This window comes from Bradyrhizobium sp. CB1717, assembly GCF_029714325.1.
In the GTDB taxonomy this organism is placed as follows: Bacteria; Pseudomonadota; Alphaproteobacteria; order Rhizobiales; family Xanthobacteraceae; genus Bradyrhizobium.
Window position 1 is genome coordinate 5741256 of record NZ_CP121666.1, and the last position, 22410, is coordinate 5763665.

Consider the following 22410-nt stretch of genomic DNA (forward strand, 5'->3'; position numbering starts at 1 on the left):
TGCCATGTCACAGCACCATCAGCCATCAACGCTCGCCGCGCTCGGCCGGACCTGGGTCGAGGCCTGGAACGCGCGCGACCTCGAACGCGTGCTGAAGCTCTATGACGAGGCGGCCGTGATGACCTCGGACCGGATTCCGGTGATGGGATTCGACGCCAGCGGAACGGTGCGCGGCAAGGAGAGCTTGCGGGCGTATTGGGGCAAGGCACTGGGGCTTTTGCCGGAGCTGCACTTTTCGCTGATCGATGTGTTCGTGAGCCCCGACAGTGTCGTGGTGTTCTACGCCAACGAGCGCGGCAAGAAGATCTGCGAGTATCTGCGGGTGAACGATGCCGGGCTGATCGTGCAGGGGTCGGCGAACCATTTGGCGGGCTGACGGCTCGCCTTTCCGCAGCCCTCGTAGGGTGGGCAAAGGCGCACTTGCGCCGTGCCCACGAGCTCTTTCCGGATCGCGAAGAGCCGTGGGCACGCATCCGCCTTCGCTATTCGAGCGAAGCCGGATGCTTTGCCCACCCTACGGGATTGGCATGTGCGGACAGTGCGCGCGCCCCACCCACCGCTGTCATTCCACGCGAAAGCGGGGAACCGGGCGATGACAGCGAGAGCGAGGCGCGGGCGTGCCACAAGCGTATTGCGAGCGCAGCGAAGCAATCCAGGCTGCCGCCGCGGATGCATTTCTGGATTGCTTCGCTACGCTCGCAATGACGGAGACTGCGGGCGCGGCGTGCGATAACAAAAACACTGCCGGCTCTGACACAGGATCCCCCGATGAAACTCCCCGCCTCCCCCTTCACCGTCACCGACTGGAGCAAGGTTGCGCCGACGACACATGCCGGCGAGACCGGACAGGCCCTCTGGCGCACGCTCAATATCGGCGACTTGCGGGTGCGGATGGTCGAGTATTCGCCGGGCTATCTCGCCGACCATTGGTGCGACCGCGGCCACGTCATTTTCGTGGTCAAGGGCGAGCTCGATTCGGAACTGCGCGACGGCCGCAAGTTCAAGCTGACGGCGGGCATGAGCTACCAGGTCTCGGACTTCGGCGACGCCGCGCACCGGTCCTCGACGGCCACCGGCGCGACGCTTTTCATCGTCGATTGAGGGCTGACTCGCGGTGTATTTGCACCGCAAAATAGCAAAGTTCCGGGACGCGCCGGACCACGGGTGGTGCCTTGAAGAAGTCCAAATATCTCGCTATATTGTGATCATCGATACTTGGCCGAACGACTGGGCCGCTTCGCCTCGTCTAAGACAGGCGCGCACGCTTCAGATGACTTCTCCAAAACATCGACTCATCAGGGCTATGGGCGCAGCGACGCGTACCGGTCCACGTGCGTACTGTCTCTAACTAATTGAAGGAAATTCCCATGGCTATGGGCACCGTGAAGTGGTTCAACACCCAAAAGGGTTATGGTTTCATCCAGCCGGACGACGGCCAGAAGGACGTGTTCGTGCACATCAGCGCCGTCGAGCGCGCTGGCCTCTCCTCCCTCAACGAGGGTCAGAAGGTCTCGTTCGACATCGTCGCCGACCGCCGCAGCGGCAAGTCGTCGGCTGACAATCTCCGCGTCGGCTAACGCCGGCGCAGCGTTCTGACCACGGACGTACCGGCAGAACGCCAGAACTCGAAAGCCCCGCGACCGGGACCGGTCTGCGGGGCTTTTGCTTTTTGGGTGGAATGACAACGTCGATCATTGGTGCCGTGGTGCCGTAGGGTGGGCAAAGCGAAGCGTGCCCACGTCCTTCTCAGATGTTTGAGAGATGGTGGGCACAGCGCGCGAAGGGCGCGCCATTGCCCGCCCTACGAGACCTACGCCCTCTTCAGCACCGAGACGAAAAACCCGTCGGTTCCCGTCCGCCGCGGCGTCATCAGCCAGCCCTCGGCCGACTGCAGCGCGGCGTCGGCGAACGCCTCGGCCTTGTCCCAGAGCACGCTCGCGGTCTGCTCGGGCGGCACCACCGTGAACTCGGGATGGCGGCCGACGAACGCCCTCACCTGCTCGCCGTTCTCTTCCGACAGCACCGAGCAGGTGATGTAGGCGATGCGGCCGCCCGGCTTCACCAAGGGAACCGTGCGCTCCAGCACCTCGGCCTGGTCGCGCAGGCGGATCTCCAGCGCGCCCGGACGCATGCGCCATTTGGCGTCGGGGTTGCGGCGCCAGGTTCCGGTTCCCGAGCAGGGCGCGTCGATCACGACGAGGTCGGCGGAACTTCGGATGTCGGAAAGCGGATCGGCCTCGCCCTTGGGCGTGCGGATATCGGCATTGTGGACACCGGCGCGCGAGAGGCGCTCGTGGATCGGGGCAAGCTGGCGCTTGTCGCGGTCGGTCGCGATCAGCCGGCCCTTGCCCTGCATCAGGGCCGCGAGCGCCAGCGTCTTGCCGCCGGCGCCGGCGCAGAGATCGATCACCTGCTCGCCGGGTTTTGCCGCGGTGAACTGGGCCGCAAGCTGCGATCCTTCATCCTGCACTTCAATCGCGCCCTTGATGAAATCCTCTTCCGCCTGGATGCCGGGGTTGCGCGCATCGGCCGAAAGCTCGATGCGCAGGCCGGTTGCGGACCAATGCGTCGGTTTCGCATGAAGATGAGCAAGCGCCTTCAGCACCTTGTCGCGATTGGATTTTAGCGTGTTGACGCGCAAGTCCAGCGGCGCCCGGCTCGCCATCGCGGCCGTCTCCGCCGCGCGGGTATCGCCGAACACCTTTGCGAAATGCGGATCGAGCCATTCCGGATAATCGCCGGCGACAGCGGCAGGGGCGTCCTTCAGGGAGCGCGAGGCGAGCGCAGCCTCCTCGGCCCCGGTCAGCGGCGTCGGCGCAAACCGGCTGCCGTCGAACAACGCGGCCATGGTCGCCGTATCCATATCGCGCTCGAGGCGGAGCATGCCGATCAACCGCGCGCGCGCGGTGTCGGCGTCCATCAGGTACGCGCTCGAGGCGTAGCGGCGCAGCACGTCCCAGACGAGGCCGGCGATGGCGGCACGGTCGCCCGAGCCGGCAAAGCGGTGCGCGGTGCCCCACTCCTTCAGCGCCTTGGCCGCGGGCACACGGTCTCTCTCGATGGTGTCGATCAGTTCAATGGCTGCGGACAGCCGGGCAGCGGGGGTCATTTCAAATCTTTCAGATTAGATCCGGCGCATAAGGCTCAGATCACCAGGAGCATTCTCAGCGCGAAATAGATCCACATCGCCAGCAGCACCAGCGCGCCGGCGAGCCAGACCGTGGAGCGGCGGCCGAGATCGTTGGAGGAGACGAACACGCCGGCATGGGCAAAGCGCGCCACCACGAACACCCAGGACATCAGCACGATGAAGAGATCGGCGTGGCGCAAGGGCAGCGCCAGCGCGATCAGGGCGTAGAACAGCACCGGCAGCTCGAACTGGTTGCGGTAGCAATTGCCGATCTGGGTGGCGTCCTTGGGCCAGTTCGGCTCGCCGAGCGCAATGTCGCGGATCTTCGTCTCGCCCGAGACCAGCGAGCGGCGGCGCGCGAAGACCATCCCGATCAGGAGCGCGAAGGTGAGACCGACCTGCACGAAGACAGGCAGCAGGACCATTTGGACGGACATCGGAACTTTCCCGTAAGGCGGATCGCCGCGGACCGTCATTAGCCGCGACTTCTCACGCTGACAATCAGCGAGTTGAACCGGTGTTCCCGCTCTTGCGACCAACCGCTGATTGTTAAAGCAATTTCGCCCCCTTTGGGGCGCAAGGTGAGACCAGCGCCATGAACACCTTGTCCGGCTTGATGGGCACTTTGGCCGAATCCTCGGACGGCCGGCGCGGCATCGTGATGTCGGCGCTGGCAGGTATCGCCACGGCACTCGCGGTGGCGCTGGCGATGACGGTGTATTTCCGCCTCAGCTACCGAACCTGGCGCGACGTCGCCAGGCACGGCCTCGCCACGCTCGCCGCCGTCGTCCTCCTCGCCTTTGCGGCCTACGACATGCGCCACGCCGCGCTCGCCTATCTCGGCCTCAACCCGTCCAAGCCGGCAGTCGAGTTCGAGATCCGCATGCCCCGCGAGACGCTGGCGGCGGTGAACGACAGCCAGATCGAGCTGCACACCGACCGCAACCAGACCCTGGCGCTGGTCGACGGCGTGCGCGATCTCGCCGACGGCCGCGCTGTGCTGCGCGGCGCGGTCGGGCTCAACCACCGCACCGCGGACCGCGTGCTGGTCGTGAACCTGCCCGGCAAGGGCACGTTCGAATTCCGCCTGCGCCTGCCTGCCGAGCCGCATCGCACCGTAGAGTTCGGCCCCTGGCACCTCGCCGACCGCATTGCCTCGCCGCTGGCTGGCAGCGTCGCTCCGCAGGACGCCTACACGATCCGTTATCGCGTGCTTTAAACTTTGTTCGGTCTCGGATTTTGCGCGCGTGTCATCGTTCCGACGTTTCGCCGGTCGATACTTCACCCATGTCCGAATTTCGCCTCACGCAGATTTCCGACACCCATCTCGGCCGGCGCTTCCCCGGCCTGATCGAAAACTTCCATCGTGTCTGCGCGCACATCGACACCGAGCGGCCCGATCTCGTCATCAACACCGGCGACGTTTCCTTCGACGGGCCGACAAGCCGCGACGATGTTGAATTCGCGAAGGGTCTGCATAACGCCCTGCCCGTCGCCTGTCGCTACATCCCCGGCAATCACGACATCGGCGACAATCCGACTGCGATCGGGCCTGCGCCGAAGCCGCCGGTCACGGAAGCGCATCGTCGGCAGTTCTGCGACATCATCGGCGAAGACCATTGGTCGTTCGAAGCCGCCGGCTGGCGCTTCATCGGCCTCAACACGCTGGTGATGAACTCAGGCCTCGCCTTCGAGACCGAACAGTTCGACTGGCTGTCTCAGGAGATCGCGCGCGTGAACGGCGGGCCGGTCGCGCTGTTCCTGCATAAGCCGCTGTTTCTCAACCTGCCCGACGATCCCGAGACGCCGGAGACCTCGATCCGCTACGTGCCGCAGCCGGCGCGGGCGCGGTTGATCGAGATGTTCGCGCGTGTCGATCTGCGCCTCATCGCCAGCGGTCACGTGCATCAGCGCCGCGACTTCACCTTCCGCTATACGCGCCACGTCTGGGCGCCGTCGGTGGGCTTCAGGATCAACGATGCCCGCCAGGACCGCATCGCGATCAAGGAGACCGGCCTCGTAGAGTACCGCTTCCGGCCGGACAGTTTCGAGGTCCGCCACGTCAGGGCCGCAGGCCAGGCCGACATCGATATCGAGGAAGTCCTCCTCCAGATGGGCGGCGAGCATTAGCTCAATCCGATGGCACGAACCCCTATCTAAATACCGTAATGCATCGAATTTGTCCCCAGATTGGCTATATTTGGCTAATGACAACGTTGTCATACGAACATATCGTTCATTCCAGCGGTCAAGGGCCGCTGAGGGAGCGACGATGCAGTTCTTGTCCCGGTGGGATAGCCAACGCCTTTCGACGACCATTCGGGGCATTCCCCTGGTCGATGGCGTCGCCACCGAGGACATCGGCAGCCAGCGCTGGTCGCCCGCGCGCGGCGATCTCGCCCTGCCCGCTCTCACCCTTGATGAAGCCGCCTTCGCCGCCAACCGCGACCTCTTCCTGAAATGGTGCAAGAGCGCCGGCGTTGCCGTCGCGCCCCACGCCAAGACGCCGATGTCGCCGGAGCTGGCGCGCTCGCTGCGCGTAGCTGGTGCCTGGGGCACGACGGTTGCCAACATCCAGCAGGCCGCCGTGCTGCTCGCGAGCGGCGAGCGGCGCCTGCTCCTCGCCAACGAGATTGGCGGGCTCGCGGCCGGCCGGCGGCTGGGCGCGCTGCTCAGCGCCTATCCCGACGTTGAGTTTCACGCCTTCGCAGATTCACCGGCAGCGGTCGCAGCACTGGCCGAGGCGGCGCGCGTCGCGAACCGGCGCGAGCTGTCCGTGCTGGTCGAACTCGGTGCGGGCCGGGCCGGCGCGCGCGACCGCGCCGCGATTGAGGCAACGATTGCCGCGGTGCTCGCGGCCGACCGACTCGTGCTCGGCGGCGTCGCGACCTACGAGGGCGCGGTCGCCACGCCCGACGCCGACAATACCATGCACGCGATCGCAGCGCTGATGAAACGGACCATCGAGGCCTTGGCCATGGTACGCGCCGCCGCGCCGCGCCTGCCGCTGATCATCAGCGCCGGCGGCTCGGCCTATTTCGATGTCGTGGCCCGCGCGCTCGCGCCAGTCGCCCAGGCCGACGGCAACGCGACCGTCGTGCTGCGCTCCGGTGCGCTGTTCTTCGCCGATCACGGCATCTATGGCCGCGCCTTCGCCGAACTCGACCGGCGCGGCGGTCTTCTCATCGACGGCATACGACACTCTGCGTCCGACAGTTTTCGCCCCGCGCTGACGCTCTGGGCCGAAGTGCTGTCGCGGCCGGAGGCCGGTCTCGCGATTGCAGGCTTCGGCATGCGCGATGCTTCCTTCGATCAGGGACTGCCGGTGCCGCTCAGCATCTTCCGCGACGGTGTCGAGCGGAACGGGCTCGCTGAGACCTTGTCGGTCACCCGCCTCAACGACCAGCATGCGTTCCTGTCGGTTGCGCCCGAGAGTGCGCTTGCGGTCGGCGACATCATCGCCTTCGGCATCTCGCATCCCTGCACCTGTCTCGACCGCTGGCGCGTCATCTTCGGCCTCGACGTCGACGGCGTCGTGACGCGCGCCCTTCCCACCCAGTTCGGCTGAGAGCGGCGATGAATTTCCTGCCGCTCTGGCGCTATCAGAACCAGCTCATCGACGGCGCCATCGTCACGCTGGAGCTGACGGTGATCTCGGCGCTGGCCGGGCTCGTGATCGGCATCGCCGGCGCGGTCGCGCTGAAGGGGCGCATCACGCCGCTGCGCTGGCTGGTGCGCGGATACATCGAGCTGTTCCGCAACACGCCGTCGCTGATCCAGATCTTCATCGTCTTTTTCGTGCTGCCGAACTTCGGCCTGAAGCTGCCGGCCTTCGAGGCCGCCGCCGTCGCGCTGTCGCTCTATTTCGGCGCCTACTCCGTCGAGATCATTCGCGCCGGCCTCGATTCCATTCCCCGCAGCCAGGTGGAGGCCGGCCAGTGCCTCGGACTGTCGGGCTGGCAGGTGTTCCGCCACATCATCCTGCCGCCGGCGCTGCGCAACGCCTATCCGGCCGTGACCAGCCAGTTCGTCCTTTTGCTGCTCGGAACCTCGCTCGCTTCGCAGGTCGCCGCCGACGAGCTGTTTCATGTCGCCGGCTTCATCGAGAGCCGCACCTATCGCAGCTTCGAGGTCTATGCGGTGATCTGCGCGGTCTATTTCGCGATGGCGATGTCGTTCAAGGCGCTGTTCGCCATCATCAGTCTGGCGGCCTTCCGCTGGCCGCGGCGGCGCTGAGGGACCAGCGATGCGATCCTTCTCCCTCATCGATTTCGTCTCGCTGTTCGCAGCACTGCGCTGGACCGTCGCACTCGTCGCGCTCGCGCTCGCCTTCGGCGCGCCGCTGGCGCTCGGGCTTGCGCTCGGCCGCATCAGCCGGTTCGCGGGCCTGCGCTGGGCGATGGCGGCTTGCATCCAGGTGATCCAGAGCGTGCCGCTGCTTGGCCTCTTGTTCTTCTTCTATTTCGGCATGCCGGTTTTCCTCGGCATCCAGGTGCCGGCGCTTGTCGCCGTGACCGTCGCCTACACGCTCTACACCGCCGCCTTCCTCGGCGAGATCTGGCGCGGCGGGCTGGAGGCCGTGAAGCAGGCGCAATGGGAAGCCGGCGCCTGCCTCGGCCTCTCCGCCTGGCAGCAGTTCCGCCACATCATCGCGCCGCAGGCGCTGCGGCTGTCGCTGCCGCCGACCGTCGGCTTCCTGGTGCAGCTCATCAAGGGCACCTCGCTCGCCTCGATCCTCGGCTTCGTCGAGCTTGCCCGCGCCGGACAGGTGGTGAGCGCGGCGACGTTCCAGCCGCTGCTCACCTACGCGCTGGTCGCTGCGATCTATTTCGCGCTGTGCCTGCCGCTCACGCTCTGGTCCCGCTCCCTGGAGGCCCGCCTCGATGGCTCTCGTTGAAATCCGCGACGTGCACAAGACATTCGGCAAGGTCGAGGTGCTCAAGGGCGTCTCGCTCGATGTCGAGGAAGGCGAGATCGTCACCATCATCGGCCGCTCCGGCTCGGGCAAGTCGACGCTGCTCCGTTGCATTAACGCGCTGGAGAGCGTCGATTCCGGCGAGATCCGGGTCGAGGGCCAGAAGGTCCACGCCAAGATGCCTGACCTGAAGAAATTCCGTCAGCGCGTCGGCATCGTGTTCCAGGCCTTCAATTTGTTTCCGCATCTGAAGGTCGAGCGCAACATCACGCTCGCCCCGCTGCTCACCGGGCGTATCGAGAAAGCGAAAGCACGTGCGCTGGCTGAGGATGTGCTCACCCGCGTCGGCCTCTCCGACAAGATCGACGCCTGGCCGGAGCAGCTCTCCGGCGGCCAGCAGCAGCGCGTCGCCATCGCGCGCTGCCTCGCCATGTCCCCTCACCTCATGCTGTTCGACGAGGTGACCTCCGCGCTCGACCCCGAGCTCGTCGGCGAAGTCCTGAAGGTGATGGAGGCGATGGCGAAGCAGGGCATGACCATGATCCTCGTCACCCACGAGATGGGCTTTGCCCGCAACGTCGCCAACCGCATCGTCTTCATGCACCAGGGCCGCGTCTGGGAACAGGGACCGCCGGCCAAACTGTTTGCCAACCCTGAAACTCCCGAGCTCGCAAGCTTCATCGCTTCCGCGAAATGATCATCGTCCACCAAATCCGTCACCAGGAGAGAGCTATGAGAAAGTTGAAGTCCCTCTTCACCATCGCTGCCGCGGCGCTTGCCGTTCTCGCCGCACCGAACCTTGCCAAGGCCGACAAGCTCCAGGACGTGCTCGGCGCCGGCAAGATTCGCGTCGGCATCCTCACCGATGCCGCGCCGTGGGGCTTCAAGGACGACAAGGGCGAAATCGCCGGCCTCGACGCCGATCTTGCAAAACTGATCGCCGCCGACATGGGCGTGAAGCTCGAGCTCGTGCCGGTGACGGGCGCCGCTCGCATCCCGAGCCTCTTGTCGGACAAGATCGACATGCTGATCGCAGGCCTCGGCGCAACGCCCGAGCGCGCCCAGCAGGTGATGTTCTCGCAGCCCTACGCCGTGGTGAATCTCGGCGTCTATGGCGCAAAATCGCTTCCCTCAGCCACCGGCAAGAAGCCCGACAATCTCGACGGCCGCAGCGTTGCGGTGGCCAAGGGCTCGACGCTCGACGTCTGGCTCACCGACAACGCCCCGAAGGTAAAGCTGGTGCGCTTCGAGGACACCCCGGCCGCTATCGCAGCCTATCTCGCCGGACAGGCCGACACGTTCGCGGAGAACAGCGCCATTGCGCTGAAGGTCCAGGACCAGAACCCGACCAAGGAGGTCGAGCTGAAATTCCTGATCCGCCAGTCGCCGGCCCATGTCGGCGTGCGCCAGGGCGAGCAGAACCTGCTCAACTGGATCAACACCGACATCTTCTTCAACAAGCTGAACGGCAAGCTCGGCGCACTTCAGCTGAAATGGTTCAAGGAAGAGCAGTCGCTTCCGACCCTGTAAGCTCGCACACGGCTCCCGCATCAGCGGGAGCCGACCTTCACGAGGAGAATTGAGATGATCAAGCGTTACGTCGTCGGCTCGCGCATGAGCCAGGCCGTCGCCGCAAGCGGCATGGTGCATATCGCAGGCCAGGTCGCAGATGACCGCAAGGCGGGCATCGTGTCGCAGACCCAGCAGGTGCTGGCCAAGATCGACGCGCTCCTGAAGGAAGCCGGCACCGACCGCTCCAAGCTGATCGCGGTCAACGTCTTCCTGCCGCACATCACCGACTTCGACACCATGAACTCGGTCTACGACGCCTGGATCGATCCGGCCAACCCGCCGGCGCGCGCCTGCGTCGAAGCCCGGCTCGCCGATCCCGATTTGCGCGTCGAGATGACCGCGGTCGCCTTGCTGTAACGGCGCCGCTTTTTCTTCAACCTTCGGCCGGCGTCGGCGACGACGCGGCCTCGAGGCAAGCCATGCATACCGGACTTTTTCACGAGATCGACTTCGAGAAGGACCAGAAATGGTCCGGCCATCTCGGCATTCCCTTCTCGATCGACCGCTCCCCCTACTTCCAGCTCAAGATCCCGATCTTCCGGATCAAGAACGGCGCCGGACCAAAACTGCTGTTGATGGCCGGCAATCACGGCGACGAATATGAGGGCGAGATCACGCTGACGCGGCTGTACCGCCGGCTCAACGCGAAGGACATCAAGGGCGAGATCACCATCCTGCCCTTCGCCAATTGGCCGGCCGTGATGGCAGCGCGCCGCCGCTCGCCGCTCGACGAGGGCAATCTCAACCGCGCCTTCCCGGGCGATGCCGCGGGCACGCCGACCTTCCGCCTGGCGCATTTCCTCGAGCACGAGCTGTTTCCGCGCCACGACGTCGTGTTCGACATCCATTCCGGCGGCACCTCGATGGCGCATGTGCCTTGCGCGCTGATCGAAAGGCAGGGCCCGCCCGAGATGTTCGGCCACGCGCTGCGCCTGATGGAAGGGCTCGGCATGCCCTTCGCTTTCGTCGCCGAGAACGGCGCCACGGCGCCGACCTCGATGGCGGCGGCCGCGCGCGCCGGCGCGATCGGGCTGTCGGGCGAATTCGGCGGCGGCGGCACCGTCACGCCGCAGACCATGGCGTTCACCGCGCGCGCGGTCGATCGCCTGCTGCTCGCGCTCGGCCTCGTCCAGGCGCCCGTGCTGGGGCCGCATGCGCCGGTCGAGCGCGCCACTGAACTGCTGGCGCTGCAGAGCCACGCCCAGGCGGTGTTCGCGACGCGCCGTGGCTGGTTCGAGCCCGCCGTCACCGTCGGTGCGCGGGTCAAGGCCGGCGACATCGCCGGCTGGTATCACGACTTCGAGCGTCCCGAGCTTGCCGAAGAGGTGCTGCGCTTCCCCGCCGACGGCATCGTGATCTCGCAGCGGCTGCACACCGACAGCCAGAGCGGCGACTGTCTCGTCCAGGTCGGCCGTGCGTTGTCGCGTGAGGAGTTGCCTGCGCGGTGACGTGAACAGGTGCCGCGGCGAACTCGCTGCCCCTCTCCCGCTTGCGGGAGAGGTCGCGAAAGCGATCCGGGTGAGGGTTTTCTCCTCTTGGGGATTTCGTCCGTAAGCCTTGGACGATCCCGACGCGGAGACACCCTCTCCCCACCCCTCCCCCGCAAGCGTGGGAGGGAGCGCAGCGTCGTCGAGGTTGCAATGAACTCTGATCTCACCATGCTCTAAGCTATGTTGGACTCTTCAGGGATTCGATGACCGATCCGGCAAAGCCAGGCTATGACGACGTGGTGCGCATTCCGGCGCCGCCCGGCCGCAGCAATGCGACCGGACGGCCGCCGCGCATCGAGGAAGTAGCGGAGCGGGCCGGCGTCGCGCCGATCACGGTGTCGCGGGTGCTGCGCCACCCCGAGAAGGTCAATCGAAAGACCCGCGAGCGCATCCTCGAGGTGATCGAGGCGACCGGGTACGCCTCCAACCCGCATGCGCGCGCGCTGCGCTCGGGCCGGTCGAACGTCGTCGTCGCCTTCGTCTCCAACATCCTCAGCCAGCAGTTCGGCCTCGCGGTGCGCAGCTTCGCCGCGACGCTGGAGCCGGAAGGCTTCGAGGTGCTGGTCGGCCAGACCTCCTACTCCTATGCCAAGGAGGTCGCGATGATCCAGTCGCTGCGCGGCATCCGCCCCGCCGCGGTGATGTTCACCGGCGTGATCGAGCTCGAGGAGAACCGCTCAGCGCTGGCCGAGCTCGGCATTCCCGTGATCGAGACCTGGGCGTTTCCGCGCGATCCCATCGACATGCTGGTCGGCCTGCCCAATGCGGATGCCGGCGCCATGGCGGCGCAGAGGCTGGCGGAGGCCGGACATCGCCGCGTCGCCTTCATCGGCCGCAACAGCGGCCGTGGCGCGCTCCGCCGCGACGGTTTTCGCACGGCAGCGGCAAAGCTCGGCCTCGAGATCGTCCATGAGATCGGTGTCGGCGAGATCACGGGCCTCGTCGACGGCCGTGCCGCCTTCACCGCCCTGCTCGCGCGCGGCGGCGAGGTCGACGCCGTGTTCTGCGCCAACGATCTGCTGGCGACCGGCGCGCTGATCGAGGCCCGCGCCCGCGGCCTGTCGGTGCCGCGCGATCTCGCCGTGCTCGGCTTCGGCGACAACGACGTCGCCGACCAGATCACGCCTGGCCTCACCACCATCTCGTTCGATGCGACGGCCCTGGGGCGGATTGCGGGGGAATTGCTTTTGGCCCGGCTCGCCGGCGCGCCGGCAGCCGAGCAGCGGCTCGCGGTCGAATTGTCCCTGATCGAGCGCGGCAGCGTCTGAGCGCGGGACTTAAGCGACGGTCTTGAGATCCTGCTGGATCGCAGCTAGCAGGGATTGCAGCGTTGCGCTGTCCACCGGCTTGGAGTCGGCGATCGCGGGCTGCATGCTGGCGCGCTGCGCAACTTTCACCGGGCGCTTCGGGAACGGCGGCGGCGCCGGCATCGCGGCTGGCGTGAAATCCCCCTCTTCCTCCTCGGCATGAACGAACTTGCCATGGATGACGTCGTCGCGGCGGCCCATGACGAACATCGTCGCCCAATAGCCGGCGGCCAGGAGGATTACGCAGAAAAGAACAATCTCTAACATCGCAGCACCTGAAATATGCGCGATGATTCAATGCCTTCGCCGGTCCGTCAATGAACACGCGGTCACACCTGCGGCTTTTGCGGGCAGGTGTGACCATTTGGTGACTCTTTCTTAACCATCCACCGCCCGATGGGGGCTGGATGCGGCCAGATCAGGCCTTGTCCGGCCCGACCCGGACCAGCTGCTTGCCGAAATTGGCCCCCTTCAGCAGGCCCATGAAGGCGCCGGGGGCGCTGTCCAGGCCCTCAGTGACGAACTCCTTGTACTTGACCTTGCCGTCGCGGACCCAGCCGGACATGTCGCGCAGGAAGTCGCCGTGGCGACTGGCGAAGTCGGAGACGATGAAGCCGCGGAAGGTCAGCCGCTTGGTCAGGGTCGCGCGCATCATGGATGCTGCCCATTTCGGCGGCTTGGCCTCGGTGTCGTTGTAATGGGCGATCAGGCCGCAGACCGGCACGCGGGCGAACGGGTTGAGCAGCGGGAACACCGCCTCGAACACGGCACCGCCGACATTCTCGAAATAGACGTCGATGCCGTTCGGGCAGGCGAATTTCAGCTTGGCCGGAAAATCGGTTTCGCGATGATCGAGGCACTCGTCGAAGCCGAGCTCCTTCACCACGTAGTCGCACTTGTCCTTGCCGCCGGCGATGCCGACCGCGCGTGCGCCCTTGATCTTCGCGATCTGCCCCACGGCCGAGCCGACTGCGCCGGAGGCGCCGGCGACGACGACGGTCTCGCCCGGTTGCGGCTTGCCGATGTCGAGCAGGCCCGTATACGCCGTCATGCCAGGCATGCCGAGCACACCGATGGACGTCGAGATCGGCCCGAGCTTGGGATCGACCTTGATCAGGCCCTTGCCGTTCGAGATCGCATGGGTCTGCCAGCCGGAGCGGATGCGGACGATGTCGCCTTTGGCGAAGTCGGGATTGTTCGAGGCCGCGACCTCACTGACCGCCTCGCCTTCCATCACGCCGCCGATCGGCACCGGCGCGGCGTAGGACGGCCCCTCGCTCATGCGGCCGCGCATATAGGGATCGAGCGAGAGCCAGATCGTGCGCAGCAGGACTTCGCCTGCGCCGGGTGTCGGCACTGCGAATTCCTCGATGCGGAAATCGGACGGTTTGGGTTCGCCGACGGGACGCGCGGCGAGAACGATGCGTTTGCCTTGGGACATGGCTTCCTCCACTTTTCTGTCATTGCGAGCGAAGCGAAGCAATCCAGTCGCGTCAACACAAAAGCTCTGGATTGCTTCGTCGCATCAGCGCAAAATTGCTACGCAATTTTGTCGCGAGCTCCTCGCAATGACGAGCTTGTGGCAGGTGCGCGTCACGAACTCGATGCCATCGCCCGCCTTGTGCGCAATTGCGCACTGGGGCGGGCGATCCAGTATTCCAGAGGCGGCTGTGATCGAACCGAGAAGCCGCGGCGTACTGGATGCCCCGGTCAAGCCGGGGCATGACAGCGGCGTGTGAAGCGACTAACCCCCGCCCGGATAGTTCGGGGCCTCGCGCGTGATCGTGACGTCGTGGACGTGGCTTTCGCGCAGGCCGGCGCCAGTGATGCGGACGAAGTTCGCCTTCTCGTGCAGCTCCTTCATGTCCTTGGCGCCGACATAGCCCATGGCGGCGCGCAAGCCGCCGGCGAGCTGGTGCATGACGTTGCCGACCGGACCCTTGTAGGGCACCTGGCCCTCGATGCCTTCAGGCACGAGCTTGAGCGAGTCCTTGATGTCCTGCTGGAAGTAGCGGTCGGCCGAGCCGCGCGCCATCGCGCCGACCGAACCCATGCCGCGATAGGCCTTGTAGGAACGGCCCTGCCACAGGAAGACTTCGCCCGGCGTCTCGTCGGTGCCGGCGAGCAGCGAGCCGACCATGGCGATGTCGGCGCCGGCGGCGAGCGCCTTGGCGAGATCGCCGGAGAACTTGATGCCGCCGTCGGCGATGACGGGAATGTCGGACTTCTTTGCAGCCTCGACCGCATCCATGATCGCGGTGAGCTGGGGAACGCCGACGCCGGCGACGATGCGCGTGGTGCAGATCGAGCCCGGGCCGATGCCGACCTTGATGCAATCCGCACCGGAATCGATCAGCGCCTGCGCGCCCTCCGAGGTCGCGACGTTGCCGGCGACGACCTGCACCGAGTTGGAGAGACGCTTGATGCGGTTCACCGCATGCAGCACGTGGCGGGAATGGCCGTGCGCGGTGTCGACGACGACGAGATCGACGCCGGCATCGATCAGGCGTTCGGTGCGCTCGAAGCCGGTATCGCCGACCGTAGTGGCGGCGGCAACGCGCAGGCGGCCCTGCGCGTCCTTGCAGGCGAGCGGATGGGCGACCGCCTTCTCCATGTCCTTCACGGTGATGAGGCCGACGCAGCGATACTGCTCGTCAACGACGAGCAGCTTCTCGATGCGATGCTGGTGCAGCATCCGCCGCGCCTCGTCCTGGCTGACGTTCTCGCGCACCGTGACGAGGCCCTCATGCGTCATCAGCTCGGAGACTTTTTGCCGGCGGTCGGTGGCAAAGCGCACGTCGCGGTTGGTGAGGATGCCGACCAGCTTGCCCGGCGTGGTCTTGCTCGCACCGGTGACGACGGGAATGCCGGAGATGCCGTGATCGCTCATCAGCTTGAGCGCGTCGTCGAGGCTGGCTTCAGGGCTGATGGTGAGCGGGTTCACCACCATGCCCGACTCATAGCGCTTGACCTGCCGCACCTGGGCGGCCTGCCCCTCGGGATCGAAATTGCGGTGGATGACACCGAGGCCGCCGGCCTGCGCCATGGCGATCGCCATGCGGGCTTCGGTGACCGTGTCCATGGCCGAGGCCATGATCGGAATGTTGAGCGGAATGGCGCGGGTGACGCGCGAGCGGATGTCGACCTCGCCCGGCATGACGTCCGACAGGCCCGGCTTCAACAGCACGTCGTCGAACGTAAAGGCTTCGCGGATGCCTTGAAGTTGCACCGTGGCCATCTGCCAACTCCTTCCTGCGGCCCTGCCGCAAATAGCTATGGATGAGCGCCGCCCTCGGCGAACCTTGCGGCATCGCCTTAAGAATCGGAGCCCATCGGTGGGGTTGACGCGGGTCGATAGCACGCCCGCGTGACGAATCAAAGCAATTCGAGCCGTTGGCCAGCCATGCACAGGCTTTTTTAGGGTAAATTCGGCGTGGATAGCCCATGCCCACCGTCATTCCGGGGCGCGCCGAAGCCGCGAGCCCCCGGGAATGACGCAAGAGCTGAACGACGTGTCCCGCCATCGGGCGCAACCCTGAAGGGAGGGTCACACCGTTGTTACGCAGGATTTAGGTGCTATGCGTTGATCCGCAATGGTCCGCACAAGGCGACGGTGATAAGCCGCAAGTCCACCCTCTTTCTGATTTTCATTACCGATCCGTCATGGTCGACAAGCAACGCATCATTCCGCTGATCGTGGCCACTGCTCTCTTCATGGAGAACATGGATTCGACTGTCATCGCCACCTCGCTGCCGGCGATTGCGGCCGACATCGGCACCAGCCCGCTGACGCTGAAGCTCGCGATCACCTCCTACCTGCTGTCGCTCGCGGTGTTCATCCCGGCGAGCGGCTGGACCGCCGACCGCTTCGGCGCGCGGATGGTGTTCGCGATCGCCGTCGGCGTGTTCATGGTCGGCTCGGTCGGCTGCGCGCTCTCGACCTCGGTCACCGATTTCGTGTTCGCGCGCATCCTGCAGGGCATGGGCGGGGCGATGATGACGCCGGTCGGTCGCCTCGTGCTGCTGCGCTCCGTCGACAAGAGCGCGCTGGTCAATGCCATGGCCTGGGTGACGGTCCCTGCCCTGATCGGCCCGGTGATCGGGCCACCGCTCGGTGGTTTCATCACGACCTACGCGTCCTGGCACTGGATCTTCCTGATCAACATCCCGATCGGGCTGCTCGGCATCTTCATGGCCTTGAAGTTCATCGATCCGATCAAGAGCGAGACGCAGGAGCCGTTCGATCTCTACGGCATGGTGCTCGCCGGCATCGGCCTTGCCGGCATCGCTTTCGGTCTCTCCGTGGCCGGACTCAACCTCCTGCCCTGGAGCACGGTGGCCGCACTGGTCGTGGGCGGCGCGATCTCGATGACGCTCTATGTCCTGCACGCGCGGCGGACGGGGTCACCGGTGCTGGACTTTTCGCTGCTCAAGCTGCCGACGCTGCGCGCGGCGATTCTCGGCGGCTTCCTGTTCCGTCTCGGCATCGGCGCGCTGCCGTTCCTGCTGCCGCTCCTGATGCAGATCGGCTTCGGCCTGTCGCCGTTCCATTCCGGCCTCGTCACTTTCGCCTCTTCGCTCGGGGCCATGGGCATGAAGACGCTGGCGGCGCGGATCATCCGCACCTTCGGCTTCCGCAATTTGATGACGGTGAACGCGATCATCAGCGCCTTCTTCCTCGGCGTCTGCGCGCTGTTCACCGTGACGACCCCGCTGCTGATCATCATGGTGATCCTGGTGGTCGGCGGCTTCTTCCGCTCGCTCGAGTTCACTGCCATCAACACGGTCGCCTATGCCGATGTGGAAAGCCCGCAGATGAGCCGCGCCACCACGCTGGTCAGCGTCAACCAGCAGCTCGCGGTCTCCGCCGGCGTTGCCGTCGGCGCAGCATCCGTGGAGACGACGATGTGGCTCAGCCATGTCAGCGAGCTCAACGCCACCGTGTTTATGCCAGCCTTCGTCGTGATCGCGCTGACCTCAGCGACCTCGAGCTGGTTCTTCTGGCAGATGCCCGCCGATGCCGGCCAGGAGATCTCCGGCCGCAAGGCCGTCGAGGTCGCAAGCCGCAAGGGCGCCGCCAAGAGCGCGGCCAGCGCCGCCGTCAAGACGGCGACGGAGGATACGCAGGACGTACGGGATCAAAGGCTGGGGTAGGTCTCTCCCCGTCATTGCGAGCGAAGCGAAAGCAATCCAGAGTCCCTCCGCGGAAAGATTCTGGATTGCTTCGCTGCGCTCGCAATGACGGAGCGTGGGGCTGCACCGTCTCAGGTGCCCGGCTGGTAGTATCCGAGGATCACCGCAAGGAAGCACAGGACCGAGCTGCCCGCCGCCATCACCATCGTCATCCAGTAGCGGATTGGCATGGCGTCTCGCTGAAAGACCAGGTTCGGCGTCCACCAGTCCAGCCAATCCGTATTGTACATCGTGATTTTTCGCTCGATCGCGCCGTCCCACACCCTGCGGCCGCACCAGATGCAAGCCGCGAGCGCGACGATGCGATAGCCGACCTCATAGATGAAGAAATGCATTCGGACGTCCGGCTGCAGACAGGCATTGGCTGCCTGTTTTGTGTGGCCGGATCGGAGGTTGGTTCAAATGCTTTCGCCGTCGTCCCGGCGAAAGCAGAGTATGGGGCTACTCGTTCACGCCGCGAAATCCCGTCGCCAGCACGTAACGCTCCGACGAGTCCTGCCGGCTCGCGGCGGGCTTCACATGCCGCACCGTTGCGAAGTCGCGCTTGAGCTGGGCGAGCAGCTCGGCATCGGCGCCGCTCTGGAAGGTCTTGGCCAGGAACGTGCCGCCGGGCTTGAGCACGTCGCAGGCAAACGCGGCCGCGGTCTCGACCAGGCCGACGATGCGGAGCTGATCGGTCTTGCGGTGGCCTGTCGTATTGGCGGCCATATCGGACATCACGACGTCGGCGCCGCCGCCCAGCATCGAGGTGAGCTTTTCGGGCGCGTCGTTGTCCATGAAGTCGAGCTGCGCGAAATCGACGCCGGGGATCTCGGGCATTTCCAACAGGTCGATCGCGACGACCTTGCCCTTGCCTTCCACGGATCCAACGCGCTTGGCGGCGATCTGGCTCCAGCCGCCGGGCGCGGCGCCGAGATCGACCACGGCCATGCCTGATTTCAGCAGCCGGAACTTGTCGTCCATCTCCAGCAGCTTGAACGCGGCGCGCGAGCGATAGCCCGCCGCCTTGGCTTTCGCGACATAGGGATCGTTGAGCTGCCGCTCCAGCCACAGCTTCGACGACAGCTTGCGCTTGCCGCCGGTCTTGACCTGGACGTGCAAGCGGCCGGTGGTGTCTTTCGCCATCTCACCAGCTCCTGAGCGCGCCGTCCTCGCGCATCATCTCGACCAGCATGCCCTCGCGCAGGCCGCGGTCGGCGACGCGCAGGCGCGGCAGCGGAAAGGCACGGCGGATGGCGTCGAGGATGGCGCAGCCGGCCAGCACGAGGTCGGCACGCTCGACGCTGATGCAGCTGTTGTTGGCGCGCTCCTCGTAGCTCATGCCGAGCAGCTTGTTGATGGTCGCGGTGATGTCGGAATCGTTCATCCAGATGCTGTCGATGCGGCGGCGGTCGTAGCGCGGCAGGTTGAGGTGGATGCCGGCCAGCGTCGTCACCGTGCCCGACGTACCCAGCAGGTGCATGTCGGCGAGATCGCGGCCGTGCTCCCCGGCGAACGGCGCGACATGGCTTGCGACCTCGCGCTCCATCGCGGCGTAGATCTCCGGCGTCACGTCGCGGCCGCCGAACTGCTCGGCGAGCGTGACGACGCCATAAGGGATCGACATCCAGGCTTTTATGCGCGGCTCCGGATTGGTGGGATCGCGCTCGATCCGCACCAGCTCGGTCGAGCCGCCGCCGATGTCGAACAGGATGGCGCCGCGTCCCCTGGGGTCGACCAGCGGCGAGCAGCCGAGCACGGCGAGCGCGGCCTCGGTCTCGCGGTCGATCACCTCGAGCTCGATGCCGGTCTCGGCCGCGACGCGGCTGCGGAACCCCTCCGCATTCGCCGCCGCGCGGCAGGCTTCGGTGGCGATCAGCCGCAACCGCCGCGCCTTGCGCAGATTGATCTTGTCGCGGCAGATGCTGAGGGCCGCAATGGCGCGCTCGATCGCGGCATCGCTGATCGAGCCGGTCGCCGAGACCCCCTCGCCGAGCCGGATGATGCGCGAGAAGGAATCGACCACGCGAAAGCCGTCCTGGGTCGGACAGGCGATCAGCAGCCTGCAATTGTTGGTGCCGAGGTCCAGCGCCGCGTAGACGCCGGTTCCCGCGACTTGCGCGGGGACGGCCGGTTCGGTGGCCAACGCCACCGCCGCCATCGACCCCTCCAGCTCACCGTGCGGCGCATGGCCGTCGCGGAGCCGCGTGTGGTCATTCATACAAACTGTCTTTCCGCGGCCGGTCGGGCCGATCTGGAATTGCTTTTTCGCCTGAAACATTAGCAGCGCGGCAGGCCTGCGCAACATCGCATCACATAGGACCATGCCCATTCGTGCGTTGTCGTGAACGGGTCCGTGGGCTATCTGAAGGGGGTCCGGCCCCCTCCAAGCGCCCCGCGAAATCGCGCATTTGCCGGCTTTTCAGGTCGATTCCATGCAAGAACACACCAAATCGTCCACGCTCGAAAACGCTATTGCACTGCAAAAATACGGTGTCGGTCAGCCCGTCCGCCGCAAGGAAGACGACACCCTGGTCCGCGGCAAGGGCCGCTACACCGACGATTTCAACCTGCCCGGCCAAGCCTATGCCGTGGTCGTCCGCTCGACCCATGCCCATGGCGTCATTCGCGGCATCGGTATCGACGCCGCCAAGGCGATGCCGGGTGTGCTCGGGGTGTGGACCGGCAAGGACCTCGATGCCGCCGGCTATGGTCCCTTCACCTGCGGCCTGCCGCTGAAGAGCCGTGACGGCTCGCCGCTGCTCCAGACCAACCGCCAGCCGCTGGCGACCGACAAGGTCCGCTTCGTCGGCGATCCCGTCGCCTTCGTGGTGGCGGAGACGCTGGCCCAGGCGCGCGACGGGGCCGAGGCCGTCGAGCTCGACATCGAGCCGCTGCCGGCAGTGACCGATCCCGAGGAAGCTGCCCAGCCCGGCGCGCCGCAGCTTTACGACCACATCCCGAACAATGTCGCGCTCGACTACCATTATGGCGACATGGACAAGGTCAACGCGGCCTTCGCCGGCGCCGCCCACGTCACCAGGATCGACATCGAGAACACCCGTGTCGCCGTGGTCTCGATGGAGCCGCGCGTTGGGCTCGCCTCCTTCGACAAGAAGACCGAGCGCTACACGCTTCAGGTGCCGACGCAGGGCGTTGCGGGCAACCGCGCCAACCTCGCCAAGAACCTGAAAGTGCCGAACGAGAAGGTGCGCATCCTCACCGCCAATGTCGGCGGCTCCTTCGGCATGAAGAACATCAACTATCCCGAGTACATGTGCATCCTGTACGCGGCGAAGGCACTGGGACGGCCGGTGAAGTGGCTCGACGAGCGCTCCACCAGCTTCCTCTCCGACAGCCACGGCCGCGCCCAGAAGATCCATGCCGAGCTCGCGCTCGATGCCGAGGGGCATTTCCTCGCGGCAAAGCTGTCCGGCTACGGCAATCTCGGCGCCTACATCACCGGCGTCGCGCCGGGCCCACTCTCGCTCAACACCGGCAAGAATTTCTCCAGCGTCTACTGCACGCCGCTGATGGGCGTCGACATCAAGACGGTGCTGACCAACACCACGCTGATGGGCGCCTATCGCGGCGCCGGCCGCCCCGAGGCCAACTACTACATGGAGCGGCTGATCGACCGCGCCGCCGACGAGATGGGCATCAATCGCCTGACACTGCGCAAGCGCAACTTCATCAAGCAGACCCAGATGCCGTTCGCCGCGTCGTCCGGCGTCACCTATGACAGCGGCGACTTCCAGGCCGTGTTCAGCAAGGCGCTCGACATCTCCGACCACGAGAATTTTGCCAAGCGCAAGAAGGAGAGCAAGAAGGCCGGCAAGCTGCGCGGCATCGCCGTCGGCTCCTATCTCGAGGTCACCGCGCCGCCGAGCCCCGAGCTCGGCAAGATCGTGTTCGAGCCTGATGGCACCGTGCAGCTCATCACCGGCACGCTCGATTACGGCCAGGGCCATGCCACGCCGTTCGCGCAGGTGCTGTGCGAGCAACTCGGCGTGCCCTTCGAGAGCGTGAAGCTGGTGCAGGGCGACAGCGACATCGTCCACACCGGCAACGGCACCGGCGGCTCGCGCTCGATCATGGCCAGCGGCCAGGCCATTGTGGGGGCCGCAAAGCTCGTCATCGAAAAAGGCAAGCGCGCCGCCGCGCATATGCTGGAGGCGTCCGAGGCCGACATCGAATTCGCCGACGGCAGTTTTACCATCGCCGGCACCGACCGCAGCATCGACATCATGGAGCTCGCCAAGAAGCTGCATGACGGCAAGGTGCCGGAGGGCGTCCCTGACTCGCTCGACGTCGACCACACCAGCGAACCGGTCGCCTCCGCCTTCCCGAACGGCTGCCATGTCGCCGAGGTGGAGATCGACCCGGAGACCGGCGTGGTTCAGATCGTGCGCTACAGCGCGGTCAACGATTTCGGCACGGTGATCAATCCGCTGCTGGTCGCAGGCCAGCTCCATGGCGGCGTGGTCCAGGGCATTGGCCAGGCGCTGATGGAGCATGTCCGTTACGACGAGAGCGGCCAGCCGATCACGGGCTCACTGATGGACTACGCCCTGCCCCGCGCCGAGGACGTTCCGTTCATGACCGTCGGTGACCACCCGGTGCCGGCCACGACCAACCCGCTCGGCAGCAAGGGCTGCGGCGAAGCCGGCTGCGCCGGCAGCCTGTCGACCGTGGTGAACGCCGTGCTCGACGCGCTCTCCGACTACGGCATCAAGCATATCGACATGCCGCTGACGCCGGAACGGGTGTGGCGGACGATCGAGGACGCAAAGGGAAAAGCGGCGTAAGGGCATTCGTCATTCC

General features: G+C 65.9%; 23 protein-coding genes. 15 read left to right on the plus strand and 8 right to left on the minus strand.

What is annotated here, in order from left to right:
• The first annotated feature begins 4 nt into the window (after positions 1-4).
• From QA649_RS27415 to QA649_RS27425, 3 genes are all read left to right on the plus strand, one after another.
• Positions 5-376: a nuclear transport factor 2 family protein gene (locus tag QA649_RS27415; protein WP_283019921.1), complete on the plus strand. Its 372-nt coding sequence runs from the start codon at positions 5-7 to the stop codon at positions 374-376.
• A 392-nt stretch (positions 377-768) separates the two neighbouring features.
• Positions 769-1101, plus strand: coding sequence for a DHCW motif cupin fold protein (locus tag QA649_RS27420; protein ID WP_283019922.1), 333 nt, complete (start codon positions 769-771; stop codon positions 1099-1101).
• 266 nt (positions 1102-1367) lie between these two features.
• Positions 1368-1577 carry a cold-shock protein gene (locus tag QA649_RS27425; RefSeq protein WP_008141931.1) on the plus strand — a complete coding sequence of 70 codons (210 nt, stop codon included), beginning with the start codon at positions 1368-1370 and terminating at the stop codon, positions 1575-1577.
• 233 nt (positions 1578-1810) lie between these two features.
• On the opposite strand, the gene QA649_RS27430 is transcribed toward QA649_RS27425, so the two are convergent.
• Both QA649_RS27430 and QA649_RS27435 read right to left on the minus strand, forming a co-directional pair.
• Positions 1811-3109 carry an RsmB/NOP family class I SAM-dependent RNA methyltransferase gene (locus QA649_RS27430; protein WP_283019923.1) on the minus strand — a complete coding sequence of 433 codons (1299 nt, stop codon included), beginning with the start codon at positions 3107-3109 and terminating at the stop codon, positions 1811-1813.
• A gap of 35 nt (positions 3110-3144) precedes the next feature.
• Complete coding sequence (locus tag QA649_RS27435) at positions 3145-3567, minus strand: MAPEG family protein (protein WP_283019924.1); 423 nt, start codon at positions 3565-3567, stop codon at positions 3145-3147.
• Positions 3568-3725: 158 nt separating this feature from the next.
• Between QA649_RS27435 and QA649_RS27440 the strand changes: the two genes are divergently transcribed.
• The 10 genes from QA649_RS27440 (at position 3726) to QA649_RS27485 (ending at position 12375) form a co-directional block, all read left to right on the plus strand.
• Positions 3726-4349 (plus strand): acriflavin resistance protein, encoded by a 624-nt coding sequence (locus tag QA649_RS27440; RefSeq protein WP_283019925.1) that lies wholly within the window; start codon positions 3726-3728, stop codon positions 4347-4349.
• A 68-nt stretch (positions 4350-4417) separates the two neighbouring features.
• The gene (locus tag QA649_RS27445) at positions 4418-5260 is read left to right on the plus strand and encodes a metallophosphoesterase (protein ID WP_283019926.1); all 843 of its coding nucleotides are present in this window, start codon (positions 4418-4420) and stop codon (positions 5258-5260) included.
• Between the two features lie 142 nt (positions 5261-5402).
• Positions 5403-6698: an amino acid deaminase gene (locus tag QA649_RS27450; RefSeq protein WP_283019927.1), complete on the plus strand. Its 1296-nt coding sequence runs from the start codon at positions 5403-5405 to the stop codon at positions 6696-6698.
• Between the two features lie 8 nt (positions 6699-6706).
• On the plus strand, positions 6707-7366 hold the full coding sequence (locus QA649_RS27455) for an amino acid ABC transporter permease (RefSeq protein ID WP_212337483.1): 660 nt from the start codon (positions 6707-6709) through the stop codon (positions 7364-7366).
• Positions 7367-7376: 10 nt separating this feature from the next.
• A complete protein-coding gene (locus QA649_RS27460) occupies positions 7377-8027 on the plus strand; it encodes an amino acid ABC transporter permease (RefSeq protein WP_271580204.1) in 651 nt (216 codons plus the stop codon).
• Complete coding sequence (locus tag QA649_RS27465) at positions 8014-8742, plus strand: amino acid ABC transporter ATP-binding protein (RefSeq protein WP_283019928.1); 729 nt, start codon at positions 8014-8016, stop codon at positions 8740-8742. The genes QA649_RS27460 and QA649_RS27465 overlap by 14 nt, the downstream gene beginning before the upstream one ends.
• Positions 8743-8777: 35 nt before the next feature.
• Complete coding sequence (locus QA649_RS27470; RefSeq protein ID WP_283019929.1) at positions 8778-9575, plus strand: transporter substrate-binding domain-containing protein; 798 nt, start codon at positions 8778-8780, stop codon at positions 9573-9575.
• Between the two features lie 54 nt (positions 9576-9629).
• On the plus strand, positions 9630-9974 hold the full coding sequence (locus tag QA649_RS27475; protein WP_283019930.1) for a RidA family protein: 345 nt from the start codon (positions 9630-9632) through the stop codon (positions 9972-9974).
• 62 nt (positions 9975-10036) lie between these two features.
• A complete protein-coding gene (locus QA649_RS27480) occupies positions 10037-11065 on the plus strand; it encodes a succinylglutamate desuccinylase/aspartoacylase family protein (protein WP_283019931.1) in 1029 nt (342 codons plus the stop codon).
• Between the two features lie 245 nt (positions 11066-11310).
• Complete coding sequence (locus tag QA649_RS27485) at positions 11311-12375, plus strand: LacI family DNA-binding transcriptional regulator (RefSeq protein WP_283019932.1); 1065 nt, start codon at positions 11311-11313, stop codon at positions 12373-12375.
• A 9-nt stretch (positions 12376-12384) separates the two neighbouring features.
• Here the strand turns inward: QA649_RS27485 and QA649_RS27490 are convergent, their stop codons facing one another.
• The 3 genes from QA649_RS27490 to guaB all read right to left on the minus strand — a co-directional run bounded on the left by QA649_RS27490 (position 12385) and on the right by guaB (position 15652).
• Positions 12385-12681, minus strand: a complete 297-nt coding sequence (locus QA649_RS27490; RefSeq protein ID WP_283019933.1) for a hypothetical protein — start codon at positions 12679-12681, stop codon at positions 12385-12387.
• A 151-nt stretch (positions 12682-12832) separates the two neighbouring features.
• Positions 12833-13855 carry an NADP-dependent oxidoreductase gene (locus QA649_RS27495; RefSeq protein WP_283019934.1) on the minus strand — a complete coding sequence of 341 codons (1023 nt, stop codon included), beginning with the start codon at positions 13853-13855 and terminating at the stop codon, positions 12833-12835.
• A gap of 303 nt (positions 13856-14158) precedes the next feature.
• The gene (gene guaB / locus QA649_RS27500; protein ID WP_283019935.1) at positions 14159-15652 is read right to left on the minus strand and encodes an IMP dehydrogenase; all 1494 of its coding nucleotides are present in this window, start codon (positions 15650-15652) and stop codon (positions 14159-14161) included.
• Positions 15653-16077: 425 nt separating this feature from the next.
• Here guaB and QA649_RS27505 point away from each other — a divergent pair, with 425 nt between their 5' ends.
• Complete coding sequence (locus QA649_RS27505) at positions 16078-17568, plus strand: MFS transporter (protein ID WP_283019936.1); 1491 nt, start codon at positions 16078-16080, stop codon at positions 17566-17568.
• 110 nt (positions 17569-17678) lie between these two features.
• On the opposite strand, the gene QA649_RS27510 is transcribed toward QA649_RS27505, so the two are convergent.
• The 3 genes from QA649_RS27510 to QA649_RS27520 form a co-directional block, all read right to left on the minus strand.
• Positions 17679-17942, minus strand: a complete 264-nt coding sequence (locus QA649_RS27510) for a hypothetical protein (protein WP_283019937.1) — start codon at positions 17940-17942, stop codon at positions 17679-17681.
• Between the two features lie 106 nt (positions 17943-18048).
• Positions 18049-18732, minus strand: coding sequence for an RlmE family RNA methyltransferase (locus tag QA649_RS27515; protein ID WP_283019938.1), 684 nt, complete (start codon positions 18730-18732; stop codon positions 18049-18051).
• Between the two features lies 1 nt (position 18733).
• Positions 18734-19807: a Ppx/GppA phosphatase family protein gene (locus QA649_RS27520; RefSeq protein WP_283019939.1), complete on the minus strand. Its 1074-nt coding sequence runs from the start codon at positions 19805-19807 to the stop codon at positions 18734-18736.
• A 214-nt stretch (positions 19808-20021) separates the two neighbouring features.
• Between QA649_RS27520 and QA649_RS27525 the strand changes: the two genes are divergently transcribed.
• Positions 20022-22394, plus strand: a complete 2373-nt coding sequence (locus tag QA649_RS27525; protein ID WP_283019940.1) for a xanthine dehydrogenase family protein molybdopterin-binding subunit — start codon at positions 20022-20024, stop codon at positions 22392-22394.
• Positions 22395-22410: the final 16 nt, after the last annotated feature.

Coding starts and splice junctions, on each gene's coding strand:
- QA649_RS27460 (WP_271580204.1), top strand. CDS start 7,377: ATGCGATCCTTCTCCCTCATCGATTTCGTCTCGCTGTTCGCAGCACTG.
- QA649_RS27425 (WP_008141931.1), top strand. CDS start 1,368: ATGGCTATGGGCACCGTGAAGTGGTTCAACACCCAAAAGGGTTATGGT.
- QA649_RS27440 (WP_283019925.1), top strand. CDS start 3,726: ATGAACACCTTGTCCGGCTTGATGGGCACTTTGGCCGAATCCTCGGAC.
- QA649_RS27515 (WP_283019938.1), bottom strand. CDS start 18,732: ATGGCGAAAGACACCACCGGCCGCTTGCACGTCCAGGTCAAGACCGGC.
- QA649_RS27485 (WP_283019932.1), top strand. CDS start 11,311: ATGACCGATCCGGCAAAGCCAGGCTATGACGACGTGGTGCGCATTCCG.
- guaB (WP_283019935.1), bottom strand. CDS start 15,652: ATGGCCACGGTGCAACTTCAAGGCATCCGCGAAGCCTTTACGTTCGAC.
- QA649_RS27480 (WP_283019931.1), top strand. CDS start 10,037: ATGCATACCGGACTTTTTCACGAGATCGACTTCGAGAAGGACCAGAAA.
- QA649_RS27470 (WP_283019929.1), top strand. CDS start 8,778: ATGAGAAAGTTGAAGTCCCTCTTCACCATCGCTGCCGCGGCGCTTGCC.
- QA649_RS27445 (WP_283019926.1), top strand. CDS start 4,418: ATGTCCGAATTTCGCCTCACGCAGATTTCCGACACCCATCTCGGCCGG.
- QA649_RS27520 (WP_283019939.1), bottom strand. CDS start 19,807: ATGAATGACCACACGCGGCTCCGCGACGGCCATGCGCCGCACGGTGAG.
- QA649_RS27505 (WP_283019936.1), top strand. CDS start 16,078: ATGGTCGACAAGCAACGCATCATTCCGCTGATCGTGGCCACTGCTCTC.
- QA649_RS27435 (WP_283019924.1), bottom strand. CDS start 3,567: ATGTCCGTCCAAATGGTCCTGCTGCCTGTCTTCGTGCAGGTCGGTCTC.
- QA649_RS27510 (WP_283019937.1), bottom strand. CDS start 17,942: ATGCATTTCTTCATCTATGAGGTCGGCTATCGCATCGTCGCGCTCGCG.
- QA649_RS27430 (WP_283019923.1), bottom strand. CDS start 3,109: ATGACCCCCGCTGCCCGGCTGTCCGCAGCCATTGAACTGATCGACACC.
- QA649_RS27450 (WP_283019927.1), top strand. CDS start 5,403: ATGCAGTTCTTGTCCCGGTGGGATAGCCAACGCCTTTCGACGACCATT.
- QA649_RS27420 (WP_283019922.1), top strand. CDS start 769: ATGAAACTCCCCGCCTCCCCCTTCACCGTCACCGACTGGAGCAAGGTT.
- QA649_RS27525 (WP_283019940.1), top strand. CDS start 20,022: ATGCAAGAACACACCAAATCGTCCACGCTCGAAAACGCTATTGCACTG.
- QA649_RS27490 (WP_283019933.1), bottom strand. CDS start 12,681: ATGTTAGAGATTGTTCTTTTCTGCGTAATCCTCCTGGCCGCCGGCTAT.
- QA649_RS27465 (WP_283019928.1), top strand. CDS start 8,014: ATGGCTCTCGTTGAAATCCGCGACGTGCACAAGACATTCGGCAAGGTC.
- QA649_RS27495 (WP_283019934.1), bottom strand. CDS start 13,855: ATGTCCCAAGGCAAACGCATCGTTCTCGCCGCGCGTCCCGTCGGCGAA.
- QA649_RS27415 (WP_283019921.1), top strand. CDS start 5: ATGTCACAGCACCATCAGCCATCAACGCTCGCCGCGCTCGGCCGGACC.
- QA649_RS27455 (WP_212337483.1), top strand. CDS start 6,707: ATGAATTTCCTGCCGCTCTGGCGCTATCAGAACCAGCTCATCGACGGC.
- QA649_RS27475 (WP_283019930.1), top strand. CDS start 9,630: ATGATCAAGCGTTACGTCGTCGGCTCGCGCATGAGCCAGGCCGTCGCC.